This window comes from Geodermatophilus sp. SYSU D00710 (assembly GCF_054050195.1).
In genome coordinates this window covers 32,337-47,020 of sequence record NZ_JBJGYX010000034.1, presented here as the reverse complement: position 1 = coordinate 47,020, position 14,684 = coordinate 32,337, and the positions used below count along the sequence as shown (strand labels likewise).

Here is a 14,684-nt window from a genome sequence, read left to right as displayed (position 1 = left end):
GCCCCCGGCCCACGCCCCCCCGGCCCGCGACCCGCCGCGCGCCGGGGGGCGCGGCGGCCCCCCCCGCGGCCGCCCCCCCCCCCCCGCGGCGTGTCCGGAGGGAGGGTGGTCGCGCGGGGTGACCAGCCGTGCGCGGAGGGGACGTGGCGTCGGCCTGTCGCGCTCCGGTCGGCACCTCCGATTGTGACCATCCGGTCACGTCCTTAGCGTTTCGGCGTCCGGCCGGTCGTCTCGTCCCCGACCGGGGGCCCCTGCCGGATGCCGCCGAGTCGCGCCCACCCCCCGTGGGTGCGAGCCGGGGACCCACCTGCACCACCGGGGTGAGTCCCGCTCCCGGCCCTCCGGGAGCGGGTAGGGCACTCCCAGCCCGAACCCGTCAGCTCACCTGGTAGGCGGCCACGGGAGGACGGAGTACATCCGCGCCCTGGGGCCCCGAGCCCCCGCGCGCCCAGGTCCGGGACCGTCGCGCTCCCGCCTGCCCAGCCACTGCACGCAGCAGCCGTCGCACGCCCGCAGCCGGGCCTCCTGGTCCGGCCGGTGCCGCGCGCCCGGCTGCCGACCCCTGCCCTCACGGGCCTCGCGGCCCACCTCGTTGCCATCCACGCGGCGCCGTCCGGTGACGGCGTCCGGCGACCACGCCCTCCAGGAGGACGACCCGATGCACGCACCCACCGACCTCGAGCACACCGCTGCCCAGGACACCCCCGTCACCGCACCGCGCCGCCGCCGCGTCCTGCACCTGCTGACCGCCACAGGGGCGATGACCCTCGCCCTCACCTTCGGCGGGCAGGCGGTGGCCCAGGCCGACGACCACTGGGACTCCGGTGACCGCAACTCCAGTTCCCAGTGGGGCGGCTGGGACGGTGACCGCGACGGCGGCTGGGACCGCGACGGCGAGGCGGCGCCCGCCGCTCCCGCGGCGGCACCGGCTCCCGCGCCGGCCTCCGCACCCGCCCCGGCACCGGCTCCCGCGCCGGCCGCGGCACCCGCCGCCTCGGGCGAGGCGGCCTACAAGGACTACGCCCTGGCCCAGCTCGGCGGGAACGCCACCCAGTTCGGCTGCCTCGAGCAGCTCTGGGAGCGGGAGAGCGGCTGGAACCCGGACGCGCAGAACCCCAGCAGCACCGCCTACGGCATCGCCCAGTTCCTCGACTCCACCTGGGCGGGCACCGGCATCGCGAAGACGTCGGACCCGTACCGGCAGATCGACGCCGGGCTGGTCTACATCGAGAACCGGTACGGCAGCCCCTGCGCCGCCTGGAGCCACTTCCAGGCGAACAACTGGTACTGACCGACTGACCCGGGAGCCCCCTCCGGCCCGTCCGGAGGGGGCTCCCGGGGGGTCGCCGCGCGGCGTCTCAGCTGGCGCGCAGCGTGGGGTAGTCGGTGTAGCCCTCGGCACCCGACGCGTAGAACAGGTGCGACCGGATCTCGTTCTCCGGGTGCTCCCCGGCCCAGCGCTCGACCAGGTCGGGGTTGGCGATCACCGCCCGGCCCACGGCGACGACGTCGGCGTGCGCGGCCTCGATGAGCGCCACCGCCTCCTCGCGGGTGGTGACGGCGCCGAAGCCGCTGTTGGCCATCAGCGGCGCGCCGGAGCGGCGGCGCAGCTCCTGGACCAGGTCGCCGGCGGGCTCCCGGTGCAGCACCGAGAGGTAGGCCAGTCCCAGCGGACGCAGCCGGTCGAGCAGCGCGCCGTAGGTGGCGAGGACGTCGCCGCGGTCGGTCTCGAGGGCGTCCTGGATGTTGTGCTCGGGCGAGATGCGCAGCCCCACGCGGCCTGCGCCGATCGCCTCGGCGACCGCGGTGACGACCTCGACGACCAGGCGCGCGCGGTTCTCCGGGGAGCCGCCGTACTCGTCGTCGCGGACGTTGGACGACGGCGCCAGGAACTCGTGCAGCAGGTAGCCGTTGGCGCCGTGGATCTCCACGCCGTCCAGCCCGGCCTCCACGGCGCGCTCGGCGGCCCGCCGGAAGTCGCGGACGACGTCCCGGACCTCCTCGGTGGTCAGCGCGTGCGGCACCGGGTAGGGCTGCTTGCCCTTCTCCGTGTGGCCGGCGCCGTCGATGGCGATGGCGCTGGGGGCCACCACGCGGCGGCCGCCGTTGACGTCGGGGTGGGTGACCCGCCCGCCGTGCATGACCTGCAGGACGATCCGGCCGCCGCGGGCGTGCACCGCCTCGGCGACGCGGCGCCAGCCGGCCACCTGCTCGTCGGTGACGATGCCGGGCTGGCCGACGAAGGCCTGCGACTCGTGGTTCGGGTAGGTGCCCTCGGTGACGACCAGGCCGACGCCGGCGCGCTGCGCGTAGTGCTCGACGACGAGGTCGCCGGGCACGCCCGAGGAGCCGGACCGCATACGGGTCAGGGGCGCCATGGCCACGCGGTTGGCGAGGTCGAGGTCGCCGAGTTTCACGGTTGAGAAGAGGTCCACGCCGGTTCCGACACCCGCACGGCCCGCGCCATTCCGGGGTGCGGGCGGCGTCACAGGCGGCACGATGACGCCGTGTCCTCCCTGACCGACGCCGTCGCGGGTTGGTCCCCGGGCCCGCTGACCGGCACCGCGGTGGTCGCGCCCGGGCCCGCGGCCGCCTTCGCCGCGCTGCTCGACCAGCCCGCCCCGCCGCTGGCCGACGGCGACCCGTTGCCCCCGGGCTGGCACTGGTTCACCTTCCTCGACCGGCCGACCACCGCCGACCTCGGCGACGACGGCCACCCCCGCGCCGGGCACTTCCTCCCGCCGCTGCCGCACCGGCGCCGCATGATCGCGGGCGGGCGGCTCCAGGTCACCGCTCCGCTGCGGGTGGGGTCGGCGGTGGACCGGACGTCGTCGCTGGCCCGCTGCGAGGTCAAGACCGGCCGGAGCGGGGAGATGCTGCTGGTCACCGTGCGCAGCGAGTACCGGGAGGACGGCGCGCTGCTGGTCACCGAGGAGCAGGAGGTCGTCTACCGGTCGCAGGAGGCGGGCTCGTCCCCGGCCCCGGCGGGCGCCGGCTCCCCTGCCGACGTCGGCGACCACGTGGTCGAGGTGCTGCCCGACCCGCCGCTGCTGTTCCGGTTCAGCGCACTCACCTACAACGCGCACCGCATCCACTACGACCAGCCCTACGTGACGGAGGTGGAGGGTCACCCGGGTCTGGTCGTGCACGGGCCGCTGCTGGCGCTGCTGCTGCTGGAGGTCCCGCGCCGACACCTGCCGGACCGGTCCGTCACGTCGTTCACCCACCGCCTGGTCCGCCCGGCGTACGCGGGTCCGCCGGTGCGGGCGGGCGGGCGGCTCGACGGCGACCGGTTCGCGCTGTCCGCGGGGACGGTGGGCGCGCCCGCGTCGGTCACCGGGACCGCGGTGCTCGCCGAGGGCCCGCGGTGCTGAGCCCCGAGGAGCGCGACGTCGTCGCCACCGTGCGGGCCTTCGTCGACCGGGAGGTCCGCCCGGTCGTCCGCGAGCTCGAGCACGCCGACGAGTACCCCGCGGCACTGATCGAGCGGATGAAGGACCTCGGCGTCTTCGGTCTCGCCGTCCCCGAGCCGTGGGGCGAGGCCCCGGTGTCGATGCCCTGCTACGCGCTGGTCACCGCCGAGCTGGCCCGCGGGTGGATGTCGCTGGCTGGCGCGATGGGCGGGCACACCGTCGTCGCGAAGCTGCTGGCGGCCTTCGGCACCCGGGAGCAGCAGGACCGCTGGCTGCCGCGCATGGCGACCGGCGAGGTCCGGGCGACGATGGCGCTCACCGAGCCCGGCGGCGGGTCGGACCTGCAGGCGATGACCACGGTGGCGCGACGCGACGGCGAGGGGTACGTCGTCGACGGCGCCAAGACCTGGATCAGCAACGCGCGCCGCTCGCAGCTGATCGCACTGCTGTGCAAGACCGACCCGGCGGCGCGGCCGCGGCACCGCGGGGTGTCGGTGCTGCTGGTGGAGCACGGACCGGGTCTGACGGTGTCGCGCGACCTGCCCAAGCTCGGCTACAAGGGCGTGGAGAGCTGCGAGCTGGTGTTCGACGGGTACCGCGCGCCGGCCGCCGCCGTCCTGGGCGGGGTCGAGGGCCGCGGCTTCGCGCAGATGATGACCGGCCTGGAGACCGGGCGGATCCAGGTGGCGGCGCGGGCGGTGGGCGTGGGCACGGCGGCCTTCGACGACGCGCTGCGCTACGCCCAGCAGCGGGAGAGCTTCGGCAGGCCGATCTGGCAGCACCAGTCGGTGGGCAACCTGCTCGCGGACATGGCCACCTCGCTGACCGCCGCCCGCCAGCTCCTGCTCCACGCGGCCGAGCGCCACGAGTCGGGGCAGCGGTCGGACATGGAGGCCGGGATGGCCAAGCTGTTCGCCTCCGAGACGGCGATGAAGATCGCGCTGGACGCCATCCGGGTGCACGGCGGGCACGGCTACTCGACCGAGTTCGACGTCGAGCGCTACTTCCGCGACGCCCCGCTGATGATCGTCGGCGAGGGCACCAACGAGATCCAGCGCGACGTCATCGCCCGCCAGCTGGTGGCCCGCGGCGGACTCGAGTGAGCCCGGCGGCGTTCCCGCGGAACGCCGCACGCCGTCGACCGGCATTTCGACTGGACGAGTACCGTCCTGCCGCGGCGACGTGCGGCGCAGCGCGGGTGCCTGAATGGCACGTCGATCAGTCACACCCGGCACCGACTGAGACGCCGCGTGTGCGGTGAGATCACCAGCGCGAAGACCTCGGTAGCTCACCCGCCAGCTCCGTGCCGATCGGGTGAACGCGCGCCAGTTCCAGGGCGCGCTGCCTCACGGTCGGTCGCGTGACCAGGGGGACGACTGAGGACGGCAGCCTCTACTCGATGGAGAACTGCCTCCGCTGTGACAAGCCGGGACCGCACTTCCTTCGGGACCAACGCCGTGACGACGTGTTCCAGTGCGACCAGTGCTTCGCCATGTTCACGGACAGCTCACCAGCGCCGTCGACCTGGCTTCCGGACGGGCAGCCGTAGGGGAGGCGGTCCGCGCGGACCCGCGACCCTGGTCCTGCTCTGCGACGCCGACCACGGCCTGGCCCACGACCTCGACCTGGTCATGACGCGGCGTGCAGGTGGGTTGGTCGCCGTCACACCCGACGGCCGCCGGGTGTGGGGCCGGGGAGACGTCGCCTTCGCCGCCGGCGTGGAGGGAGCCGACGGCGGCGGCGACGGGACCGCGCCGACCGGTTCGGCGCTCGTGACCCGGCTCGTCCCGCACACCGGGAGTCCGACCTGCCCGGCTCGCTGGCCGTGGGTGGCGAGCGCATGGACCTCGGCTACGTCGTCGGCGTGCTGCTGGGCAACCGCAACCGCAACCGCGACCTCGAGCGCCGGCTGGCCGCCGAGCGGGCCGGTCGGCTCGACCCGGCGGCCTGATCCCGCCGTGCTGCGGCCGGGCATCCCGCCGGAGCGGTGGCCGGGCGTTCCCGCGGGAACGGGCGGACCCTCCCGGCCGCGGTGGGCCGGGAGGGTCCGGGGAGGCGGACGGTCAGGCGACCGCGCGCCGGCGGGTGAGGACGGTGCCGGCGACCAGGCTGACGACCACCCAGCCGGTCAGGACCAGCACCTGGGTGCGGCCGCCGTGCCCGAGGGCCAGGCCCAGCACGGCGTCGGCCGGGTCGAGCTTCCCGGCGAGGCCCGGCTGGGCCATCCGCAGGACCGGCATGACGCCCAGGACGGTCAGGTAGAGCCCGGTCAGCGCTGCAGGCGAGTTCGCCACGGCCGCGCCGACACCCGCGCCGACGACCGCGAAGGCCGCACCGGCCGCGACCACGACCCCGAACGCCTGCGGGACGCCGTCCCACGTCAGGTCCCCGACGGGCGCCACCGCCAGGACGCCGGCGGTCGCCGCGGTCGCGACGGCGGCCAGCGCGGCACCGAGGAGGGCCACGGCGACCGTCTTCGCGGCCACCACCCGCCCGCGCTGCGGCACCACCAGGAAGGTCGTCTGCACCGTCCGGTGGGTCCACTCGCCGGCGGTCGACAGCACCCCGAGCGCGAGCAGGACCAGCACGGTGACCAGACCGAGCGCGCCGACCGGCCCGGTGGCCGAGCCGAGGTCGTCGTCGCTGGTCGCGGCCATGACGGCCGCCGCGCCGGGTGCGAGCAGTGCCGACACCAGCGCGAGCGTCCGCCCCGACCGGGTGGACAGGGACTTGCGGATCTCCAGGCCGACCAGCGTGGCCGGCGACGCACCCCGCTCGCGGACGGCGGGACGCGCGGTGGACGAGGGTGCGGGGGTGAGGGTGGTCATGGCGAGCTCCGGGAGGAGGGACGGGGTGGGTCAGGAGGCGGAGGTGAGCTGGAAGAACAGGTCCTCGATGCCGCGCTGGACCGGGCGCAGGTCGGTCAGCACGTGGCCTCCGGCCGCCGCGACCGCCCCGACCGCGCCGGGCTCGGCGCCGGGGACGACCAGGACGCCGTCGGCGCCGTGTTGCACGTGGAACCCGGCGTCCTCCAGCGCGCGGGCGAGCGCGGCCGGGTCGGCGGCGCGGACGGTGGTGCCCTCGCCGCCGAGCAGCTCGGTCACCGGGCCGTCGGCGACCAGCCGGCCGGCGCCGATCACCAGCAGCCGGTCGACGGTGTGCTCGACCTCGCCGAGCAGGTGGCTGGACAGCAGCACCGTGCCGCCGCGCGCGGCGTGCCCGCGCAGCAGGTCGCGCATCCAGCGGATGCCCTCGGGGTCCAGGCCGTTGGCCGGCTCGTCGAACACGAGCACCGGCGGGTCGGCCAGCAGTGCCCCGGCGATGCCCAGCCGCTGCCGCATGCCGAGGGAGTAGCCGCCGATCCGCCGCCGCGCGGCTGCGGAGAGCCCGACCAGCTCCAGCACCTCGTCGACCCGCGGCCGCGGCACCCCGATCGCCGTGGCGAGCAGTTGCAGGTGCACCCGCCCGGTGCGGCCCGGGTGCACGGCCGAGGCGTCGAGCAGCGTCCCGACGACGGCGCCCGGGTTGGGCAGCTCGGGATAGGGCCGGCCGTCGACGAGCGCGGTCCCCGAGGTCGCCGGCACCAGGCCGGTCACCATCCGCATCGTCGTGGTCTTGCCGGCGCCGTTGGGACCGAGGAAGCCGGTCACCGTGCCGGGCTCGAGTGCGAAGGACACGTCGTCGACGACGGTCCGGGAGCCGTACTGCTTGGTCAGCCCGCTGACCTCGATCATGGGGACCTCCTCGGTCGCCGACCGGTCCGTCCGGTCACGACGACGAGAGTGGCCGCGGCCGGGGGCGCGCCGCGTCGGCCGCGGGGCTCGACCTGCGGCACCGGGAGTCGTACGCCCTGTCGCCCGATCGGAGACGTCGGACGTCGACCGTCGGGCGACCCGCGGGCACGGTGCGGCGTCCTACGCTCCGCGGCATGGGGCTGCGCGCTCGCCTGTGGCCGGGACTCGGGCCGCGCAGCATCGCGCTCGAGGTGGCCCTGGCACTGCTCGGCACGGTCGCCGTCGGCCTGTCGGCGGCGACCCCGGGCAGCGGTCCCCTGGCCGTCGTCGTCCCGGGGACCGTCCTCCTCGTCGTCACCCTCGCGCTGCTGCGCCGCCGCGCGCCGCTGGTCCCGTTCGGCATCGGCGCCGTCCTGTCGGCCCCCTCCCCCGCGGTCACCGTCGCGAGCCTGCTGACCGCCTACGCCGTGGGCCGGTACGAGCCGCGCTGGCCGGTGCGCTCGGCGGCGGCGGTCGTGGGGGTCGTCGCGGTCGCCCAGCCGTGGACGCTGACCTCGGTGGAGCAGTGGGTCGGCGCCATCGGCGGCGCCACGCTCGTCGTCCTGCTCCCCGGGGCGCTCGGCGCCTGGGCGCGCACGCGCGCCGAGCTGGTCGACGCGCTGACCGGCCGGGCCGAACGGGCCGAGGCCGAGCGGGAGCTGCTGGCCCGCGAGGCCGTCCTCACCGAGCGGACCCGGATCGCCCGGGAGATGCACGACGCGGTCGGCCACCGGGTGAGCCTCATGGTGCTGCAGGCGGGGGCCATCGAGGTGGCCGCCGGGGACCGGGACCGCGTGCAGCAGCTGGCCGGCCAGGTGCAGGAGGCCGGACGGCACGCTCTGGAGGAGCTGCGGCAGATGGTCGGGGTGCTGCGTGCCGGGGACGTCGACGAGGCGGCGCCGCTGGGCCCCCAGCCGGGGCCGGCCGACCTGCCCCGGCTGGTCCAGGCGGCCCGGGAGGCGGGGATGACGGTGCGCTGGAGCGGACCCGCGGAGGGGACCGCGCCGGTCGACCCCGTCGTCGGGCGGGCGGCGTACCGCATCGTGCAGGAGGCGCTGACCAACGCCGGCCGGCACGCCCCCGACGCACCGGTCGAGGTCACCGTCGAGCGGTGCCCGGGTGAGCTGCGCGTCCGGGTGGTCAACGGCCGCCCGTCGCACGTCCCGGATGCCGTCCCCGGCGGGGGCTTCGGCCTGGTCGGGCTGGCCGAGCGGGTGCGCACGCTCGGCGGCCGGCTGCGCGCCGAGCCGCGTCTGGACGGCGGCTTCGACGTCGAGGCGGTGCTGCCGGCATGAGCGGCTCCGCCGGGCAGCCGCGGATCCGGGTGGTCCTGGTCGACGACGAGGAGCTGGTCCGGTTCGGCCTGCGCACCGTCCTCGAGGCCGCCGGTGACATCGAGGTCGTCGGCGAGGCCGCGGACGGTGCCGCGGGGGTCGCCGCGGCCCGGGACCTGCGCCCCGACGTCGTCCTCACCGACATCCGGATGCCCCGCATGGACGGGCTGGCCGCCACCCGGGAGATCCTCGCGCTCCCCGACCCGCCGCAGGTCGCGGTGCTGACCACCTTCCACCTCGACGAGTACGTCTACGCGGCGCTGGCCGCCGGCGCGGCGGGCTTCCTCCTCAAGGACACCCCACCGCGGGAGATCGCCGCGGCGGTGCGGGCCGTGGCCGACGGGACGGCGACCCTGTCCCCCGCGGTCACCGCGACGCTCATCGAGTCCTACGTCGACCGGCGGGCCGCGCCGCGGCGCGCGCAGGCGCTGCGGCGGGTCGCGGCGCTGTCCGACCGCGAGCGCGAGGTGCTGGCCCTGCTCGGCAGCGGCGGGTCCAACGCCGAGCTCGCCGGGCGGCTGTTCGTCAGCGAGGCGACCGTGAAGACCTACGTCTCCCGGCTGCTGACCAAGCTGGACCTGGCCAACCGGACGCAGGCGGCGATCCTCGCCCACGAGGCCGGCCTGCTCGAGGGCTGATCCGGCTCACCGCGGCGTCAGCAGCCGCCGGGTCTGCCGCGCCCGGGCGACCAGCGAGCCGTCCTCGGCGCGCAGCTCGGCGTCGTCCACGGCCACGTCGTCGTCGACCCAGGTGGTCACCTGGTCGACCAGGACCCAGGCGCCCGGGGCCGGCGGCGGGCCGGCGAGGTGCGCGGTGAGCTCGACGGTCGGGACGGCGAGCGGCGTGGTGCGGACGGCGAACAGCGACGGCGGCAGTGCGTCGATCAGCACGCCGAGCTGGACCAGCGGCTCGAGGTCGCCGTCGATGCGCGCCCACGCGGTCAGCCGCGGCTCGTCGCCACCGGCCAGCGGCCGCGTCGTGCCCAGTGCGCGGACCGAGAGGTGCTCGGCGAAGGGCACCAGCTCGCGCGGCAGCGCGAACGGCACCCCGTCGGCCACGGCGGGGACGGGTGCGGGCGCCCCCGGCCGGACGGGCCGGGCCAGGGTGAGCACCTGCGCGACCGCGGCGACCCGCCCGCCCTGGTCCAGCGTGGCCCGCACGCTGCCGGTGGTGCCCGCCCGGTCGGCGACGGCCTCGACGTGCGCCTCCGTCGCGGGCTCGACCCCGGCCAGCAGGTGCGCGGCCACCGCCCGCGGCGCGGCGCCGGTCAGGTCCGCCGCCGCGGCCAACAGGTGCCCGACCACCAGCCCGCCCTGCACGTGGGTGAAGGACCGCCAGCTCGGGTCGAACGTCAGCACCCGCCCGGGCGCCGGACGGACGGTCGGGACGAGAGCGGCGGTCAGGCTCACGGTTCCTCCAGTCGCGCCGGTTGGACGATCCAACCGACTCGACGAGGAACCCTACCGCAGTCAGTATGGTCATCCAACCGACGCGGTGTCGTCCAGCGCGTACGAGCCGGTGGTCACCTCACCGACGCGCCGGTGGGCGGTCATGACCGCGCCGGTGGAGGTGGTCGCCGACGAGACCGTCTCCCACGTCCGGGGGGCCGCCCCGCCCTCGAACAGCCGCTTGCCCTGGCCCAGGACGACGGGGAAGACGATCGTGCGGAGCTCGTCGACGAGGTCCTCGGCGAGCAGGGTCTGCACCAGCCCCACCGAGCCGTGCACCTGCAGCTCCCCGCCGTCGGCGGCCTTGAGTTCCCGCACGGCGGCCGGGACGTCGTCGCCGAGGAGGCGGGCCGTCGACCACTCGAGCGAGGTGAGCGTCCGCGAGGCGACGTGCTTGGTCTTCGTCTGCAGCGCCTGGGCCACCGGGTCGCCCGTCGCGTCCACGTGCGGCCAGTGCGCCGCGAAGATCTCGTAGGTGCGGCGGCCGAGGAGGAAGTCCTCGGCGCCGGTGAACCAGGCGTCCATCTGCCGGCCGAAGGCCTCGTCAGCGTGCGGGACCAGCCAGCCACCGAACGGGAAGCCGCCGGAGGGGTCCTCCTCCGGGCCGCCGGGGGCCTGGGCGACCCCGTCGAGGGTCAGGAACGTGGTGACGACGAGCGGGCGCATCGGGTCCTCCTCGGTGCCGGGTGACGGTGTCGGGGTGCAGACGGCGCCCGGCGCCGGGACTCATCGGTCCGGGTGAGCCCGGGGGTGACCACTCCAGTCGTGCCCGCCCGGTGTCGATAGGAGGGGACTGGCCTTCCGGACGAGGAGCACCCATGGCACGACAGCGCACGGACGCGCAGCAGCAGATCGCCGACCTGCTGCGGACGGCGAGGAAGTCGCTGCACATGAGCGTGGCGTTCCTCAGCCGGCTCGACGGCACGACCCAGCACTTCGAGGTGGTCGACAGCCGGGTGCCGGCCCTGTTCCGGGACGGCGCCACGGCCGTCCAGGAGACGTCCTTCTGCCAGAAGATCCTCGACGGGGAGCTGCCCGCCGTCATCGACGACGTCACGCGGTACCCGCTCGCGATGTCGCTGCCCGCGGCCCGCATCCCGCGCATCCGCAGCTACGTCTCGGCGCCGGTGACGTTGTCCGACGGCACCCTGTACGGCACCTTCTGCGCGTTCGGCTTCACCTCCGACGAGGAGCTCACCCGCCGGGACGAGTCGCTCATGACGGTCCTGGCCTCGGCCGCGTCGGTGGTCATCGAGCCCGAGGTCCGCGAGCAGCAGCGCCGCGACGACATCGACGGCCGGCTCGGGCCGCTGGTGCAGGCGGGCGGCCCCAGCGTCGTCCTGCAGCCGATCGTCGACCTCGCCACCGGGCAGCGGGTGGGCGCCGAGGCGCTCAGCCGGTTCCCGCGCGAGTGGGGCAAGGGCCCCGACGTCGTCTTCGAGGAGGCGCACAGCGTCGGCCGCGGCCACGAGGTGGAGCTGCTCGCCCTGCGCGGCGCGGCCGCGCACCTGGACCGGGTCGGCGGCTACGTGGCCATGAACGTCTCCCCGCAGACCCTGCTGACGCCGGAGTTCGCCGGGCTGCTGGGGGAGCTGCCCCTCGACCGCGTCCTGCTGGAGCTCTCCGAGCACGACCCGGTCGAGGACTACGACGAGCTCACCCGCGTGCTGCTGCCCTTCCGCGCCGCCGGGATGCGGCTGGCCATCGACGACGTCGGCGCCGGCTTCTCCTCGCTGCGCCACATCGTCGTGACCGACCCCGACGTGATCAAGGTGGACCGCAGCATCGTCAGCGGCCTGGACACCGACCCGGTGCTCGCCCGGCTGGTCGCGTCCCTGGTGACCTTCGGGCACGGCTGCGGCGTGACGGTGGTCGCCGAGGGCATCGAGACCGCCGAGGAGGCCGACGCGCTGCGCGGGCTCGGCGTCGACCTCGGCCAGGGCTGGTTCTTCGGCCGCCCCGGGCCGCCGGAGGCCCTGGCCCCCGTCACGCCCGCGCGGGCCGAGCCCCAGCCGGTCTGATCCCTCCCGGCCGTCGGCGCCCGGGGCTAGCGTGCGCGCCGTGCCGCAGACCGCGTCCCGCGCCGACGTCTTGGCCTCCCGGGTCACCGCCCAGCAGCTGGACCGGGAGTCCGGCACGGCCGCCGACACCGCCGTCCTCGACCTCGGCGTGCAGGACACCGGTCCCGACGGCGGGCTGTGGGCCCTGGCCCTCCGCGGCGTCGACGTGGCGGCCCTGGACCCGGCCGAGCTGGCCACCGTCTGGACCGTCCGCGGCGCCCCGCACCTCCACCGCCGCGCCGACCTGCCCGCCGTCGCCGCCGCGACCGCCCCGTTCTCCGAGGACGACGCGGCCAAGCGGGTGTTCGACGCGGCGAGGCCGCTGAGGGCGGCGGGCATCCCCGTGCTCACCGCGCTGGACCGGATCGCCGAGCGGATGCGGGCGATCGTCACCGCGCCGACGGTCAAGGGCGAGATGTCGCGGGCGCTGTCGGACGCCCTCATGGAGGACGGCGGGCCCGGTCCCTACAACCGGTACTGCCGCCCCTGCGACGCGGTGCACCTCTACGAGCAGCCGTTCCGCCTCGCGGCACTGCGGGCCGGGCTCGAGCTGCAGCCGGGCACCTCGCCACCGGTGCTGCAGCCGGTGCCCGGGTTCGCGCCGGCGGACACGGTCCCCGACCGGCTCGACGTCGTCCGCGGGTACCTGCACCTGCTGGGCCCGGCCACGCCGCAGCACGTGGCCGGCTACCTCGACGCCCCGGTCGCGGACGTGAGGGCGCACTGGCCCGACGACGCCGTCGAGGTGACGGTGGACGGGCAGCGGCGCTGGCTGCTCGCCGGCGACGTCGAGCGGCTCGGGACGGCGCCGCCCGCGGTCACCCGGCTGCTCGGCCCGTTCGACCTGTTCCTGCAGGGCCGCGACCGCGAGACGCTGGTCGCCGACCCCGCCCGCCGGAAGGCGCTGTGGCCGGTGCTCGGCCGGCCCGGAGCGGTGCTGCACGACGGCGACCTCGCCGGACTGTGGCGGCCACGCAAGGCCGGCAGCGCGCTCACCGTCACCGTCGAGCCGTGGCGGCCGGTGACCGGGGCGCTCCGGGCGCGCATCGAGGAGCAGGCCGAGCGCCTGGCCGCCTTCCGCGGGATCCGGCTGAAGGCCGTCGAGGTGACCGGCTGAACCGTCCACCGGACGACGGACCCGCTCGGGGGCCCGCGGTGCCACGATGTGGCGCATGACCGAGCCGGTCCGCACCGCAGACCTCCGGGTGTCCGACGTCGAGCGCACCGCCGTCCAGGAACGGCTGCGCCGTGCGGTGGGCGACGGCCAGCTCGACCTGCACGAGTTCGACGAGCGGCTGCAGGCGGTGTGGGCCGCGCGCACCCGCGGCGAGCTGCAGCGGATCACCCTCGACCTGCCCGAGCCGCCGCCCCCGCCGCCGCCGGCTCCCCGGCACCGGGTCTTCTCCGACACCGCCGGCGGCACCACGATGCGGGTGCTCACCACGGTGTGGGCGTGCGTGGTGGCGGTCAACGTCGTCGTCTGGCTGCTGGTGTCGCTGGGCAACGGCGATGCCGTCTACCCGTGGCCGATCTGGTTCGTCCCGTCGGGCGCGGTGCTCGCCGTCCTCTACGCCACCGGGATCGGCCGCCGTCGGTAGCTCAGCGCTCCGAACGTCGTCGCTGCCGGGTCTTGGCTCCGTACATCGCCCGGTCGGCGCGGGCGACGACGTCGTCGGGGGTGTCGCCGGGCCGGCCGACGGCCCCGCCGATGCTCATCCCGACCCGCAGCGGCCCGGCCACGGTGGGCACCGGCGTGGTCACCCGCGCGGACACCAGCGCGGCCAGCTCGCCGACGTCGGACTCGTCGCAGTCGGGCGAGAGCACCACGAACTCGTCGCCGCCGAAGCGGGCGACGACGTCGCCGGGCCCGGCCGCAGCCTGCAGCCGGGCGGCGACCTCCACGAGCACCGAGTCGCCCACGCCGTGCCCGTGCACGTCGTTGACCCCCTTGAAGCCGTCGAGGTCGCAGAAGAGCACCCCGCAGGGGTCGGCCGACCGCGGGTCGAGCCGGCGGGTGAGCTCCTCGAAGAACGTGTGCCGGTTGGCGATGCCGGTCAGCCGGTCGGTGCGGGCCCGCTGCGCGAGCAGCTCCTCCCGCCGCCGCTGCTCGGTGACGTCGATGCCGATGCAGGCCACCGCGAAGGGCCGGCCGTCGGGACCGGTCAGGACGTTGTTGCGCATGGACACCAGCCGGCGGGCGCCGTCCCGGTCGAGCCAGTCCCCCTCCTGGGGGTGTGCCCGGCCGGTCCGCACCGCCTGCTCGACGGCGTCACGGGCCAGCTCCCGGTGCTCGGGGACGACCCACACCTCCCAGAAGGGCAGCCCGAGCAGCTCCTCGGCGCACCGCCCGGTGAAGCGCTGCAGCGCGGGGTTGGCCAGCAGGATCCGGCCGTCGGCGCCCACGACGGTGACGAGGGCGTCGGTGCCCTCGACGAACCCCTGCGCCAGCCGGTCGTCCACTCAGCCCCGCGCGTCGCGGACGGCGCGCACCCCGGCCCGGCCGCGGTCCTCGCGGCCGCCGTGCACCCGGACCATGTCGGCTCCTCCCCCGTCGGCGTCCGCCGACACACCGGATGAGACCACGGTGACCGTCCCACGTCGACGGGCCGGTCCGGGTTCCCGTACCGGCCGGTCCGGTCCCTGCGCCGGGACGCCG

Annotated in this window: 16 protein-coding genes and 1 riboswitch; of the genes, 9 read left to right on the top strand and 7 right to left on the bottom strand. The window is 76.2% G+C overall.

The window, feature by feature from the left end; all coding sequences use genetic code 11:
- Positions 1-252 precede the first annotated feature (252 nt).
- Positions 253-410: riboswitch (cyclic di-AMP (ydaO/yuaA leader) on the top strand.
- A 248-nt stretch (positions 411-658) separates the two neighbouring features.
- On the top strand, positions 659-1,291 hold the full coding sequence (locus tag ACI78U_RS15880) for an aggregation-promoting factor C-terminal-like domain-containing protein (RefSeq protein ID WP_456876302.1): 633 nt from the start codon (positions 659-661) through the stop codon (positions 1,289-1,291).
- A 67-nt stretch (positions 1,292-1,358) separates the two neighbouring features.
- Here ACI78U_RS15880 and ACI78U_RS15875 read toward each other — a convergent pair whose 3' ends face one another.
- Positions 1,359-2,435: an alkene reductase gene (locus ACI78U_RS15875; RefSeq protein WP_456876301.1), complete on the bottom strand. Its 1,077-nt coding sequence runs from the start codon at positions 2,433-2,435 to the stop codon at positions 1,359-1,361.
- A gap of 72 nt (positions 2,436-2,507) precedes the next feature.
- On the opposite strand from ACI78U_RS15875, the gene ACI78U_RS15870 reads away from it, so the two are divergent.
- The 3 genes from ACI78U_RS15870 (at position 2,508) to ACI78U_RS15860 (ending at position 5,364) form a co-directional block, all read left to right on the top strand.
- Positions 2,508-3,374 (top strand): hypothetical protein, encoded by an 867-nt coding sequence (locus ACI78U_RS15870; protein WP_456876300.1) that lies wholly within the window; start codon positions 2,508-2,510, stop codon positions 3,372-3,374.
- Entirely contained in the window at positions 3,368-4,516 is a 1,149-nt protein-coding gene (locus tag ACI78U_RS15865; protein WP_456876299.1) for an acyl-CoA dehydrogenase family protein, read from the top strand. Before ACI78U_RS15870 ends, ACI78U_RS15865 begins: the two co-directional genes overlap by 7 nt.
- A 722-nt stretch (positions 4,517-5,238) precedes the next feature.
- Positions 5,239-5,364, top strand: a complete 126-nt coding sequence (locus tag ACI78U_RS15860; protein WP_456876298.1) for a hypothetical protein — start codon at positions 5,239-5,241, stop codon at positions 5,362-5,364.
- Positions 5,365-5,476: 112 nt separating this feature from the next.
- Here ACI78U_RS15860 and ACI78U_RS15855 read toward each other — a convergent pair whose 3' ends face one another.
- Both ACI78U_RS15855 and ACI78U_RS15850 read right to left on the bottom strand, forming a co-directional pair.
- Positions 5,477-6,241 carry a hypothetical protein gene (locus tag ACI78U_RS15855; protein ID WP_456876297.1) on the bottom strand — a complete coding sequence of 255 codons (765 nt, stop codon included), beginning with the start codon at positions 6,239-6,241 and terminating at the stop codon, positions 5,477-5,479.
- A 30-nt stretch (positions 6,242-6,271) separates the two neighbouring features.
- Positions 6,272-7,147, bottom strand: a complete 876-nt coding sequence (locus ACI78U_RS15850) for an ABC transporter ATP-binding protein (RefSeq protein ID WP_456876296.1) — start codon at positions 7,145-7,147, stop codon at positions 6,272-6,274.
- Positions 7,148-7,341: 194 nt separating this feature from the next.
- Here ACI78U_RS15850 and ACI78U_RS15845 point away from each other — a divergent pair, with 194 nt between their 5' ends.
- Positions 7,342-8,481, top strand: coding sequence for a sensor histidine kinase (locus tag ACI78U_RS15845; RefSeq protein WP_456876295.1), 1,140 nt, complete (start codon positions 7,342-7,344; stop codon positions 8,479-8,481).
- Positions 8,478-9,158, top strand: a complete 681-nt coding sequence (locus ACI78U_RS15840) for a response regulator transcription factor (RefSeq protein ID WP_456876294.1) — start codon at positions 8,478-8,480, stop codon at positions 9,156-9,158. The genes ACI78U_RS15845 and ACI78U_RS15840 overlap by 4 nt, the downstream gene beginning before the upstream one ends.
- A 6-nt stretch (positions 9,159-9,164) precedes the next feature.
- Here the strand turns inward: ACI78U_RS15840 and ACI78U_RS15835 are convergent, their stop codons facing one another.
- Together ACI78U_RS15835 and ACI78U_RS15830 are read right to left on the bottom strand one after the other, a co-directional pair.
- Complete coding sequence (locus ACI78U_RS15835) at positions 9,165-9,929, bottom strand: hypothetical protein (protein WP_456876293.1); 765 nt, start codon at positions 9,927-9,929, stop codon at positions 9,165-9,167.
- Between the two features lie 69 nt (positions 9,930-9,998).
- Positions 9,999-10,634: a dihydrofolate reductase family protein gene (locus ACI78U_RS15830; protein WP_456876292.1), complete on the bottom strand. Its 636-nt coding sequence runs from the start codon at positions 10,632-10,634 to the stop codon at positions 9,999-10,001.
- Positions 10,635-10,786: 152 nt separating this feature from the next.
- On the opposite strand from ACI78U_RS15830, the gene ACI78U_RS15825 reads away from it, so the two are divergent.
- From ACI78U_RS15825 to ACI78U_RS15815, 3 genes are read left to right on the top strand one after another with little or no spacing between them, the layout of a single operon-like run.
- Complete coding sequence (locus tag ACI78U_RS15825; RefSeq protein ID WP_456876291.1) at positions 10,787-11,989, top strand: EAL domain-containing protein; 1,203 nt, start codon at positions 10,787-10,789, stop codon at positions 11,987-11,989.
- Positions 11,990-12,029: 40 nt separating this feature from the next.
- A complete protein-coding gene (locus ACI78U_RS15820) occupies positions 12,030-13,145 on the top strand; it encodes a winged helix DNA-binding domain-containing protein (RefSeq protein ID WP_456876290.1) in 1,116 nt (371 codons plus the stop codon).
- 55 nt (positions 13,146-13,200) lie between these two features.
- A complete protein-coding gene (locus tag ACI78U_RS15815) occupies positions 13,201-13,626 on the top strand; it encodes a DUF1707 SHOCT-like domain-containing protein (protein WP_456876289.1) in 426 nt (141 codons plus the stop codon).
- A gap of 1 nt (position 13,627) precedes the next feature.
- Here the strand turns inward: ACI78U_RS15815 and ACI78U_RS15810 are convergent, their stop codons facing one another.
- Positions 13,628-14,488, bottom strand: a complete 861-nt coding sequence (locus ACI78U_RS15810) for a GGDEF domain-containing protein (protein WP_456876288.1) — start codon at positions 14,486-14,488, stop codon at positions 13,628-13,630.
- The gene (locus tag ACI78U_RS15805) at positions 14,489-14,611 is read right to left on the bottom strand and encodes a hypothetical protein (RefSeq protein ID WP_456876287.1); all 123 of its coding nucleotides are present in this window, start codon (positions 14,609-14,611) and stop codon (positions 14,489-14,491) included.
- Positions 14,612-14,684 lie beyond the last annotated feature (73 nt).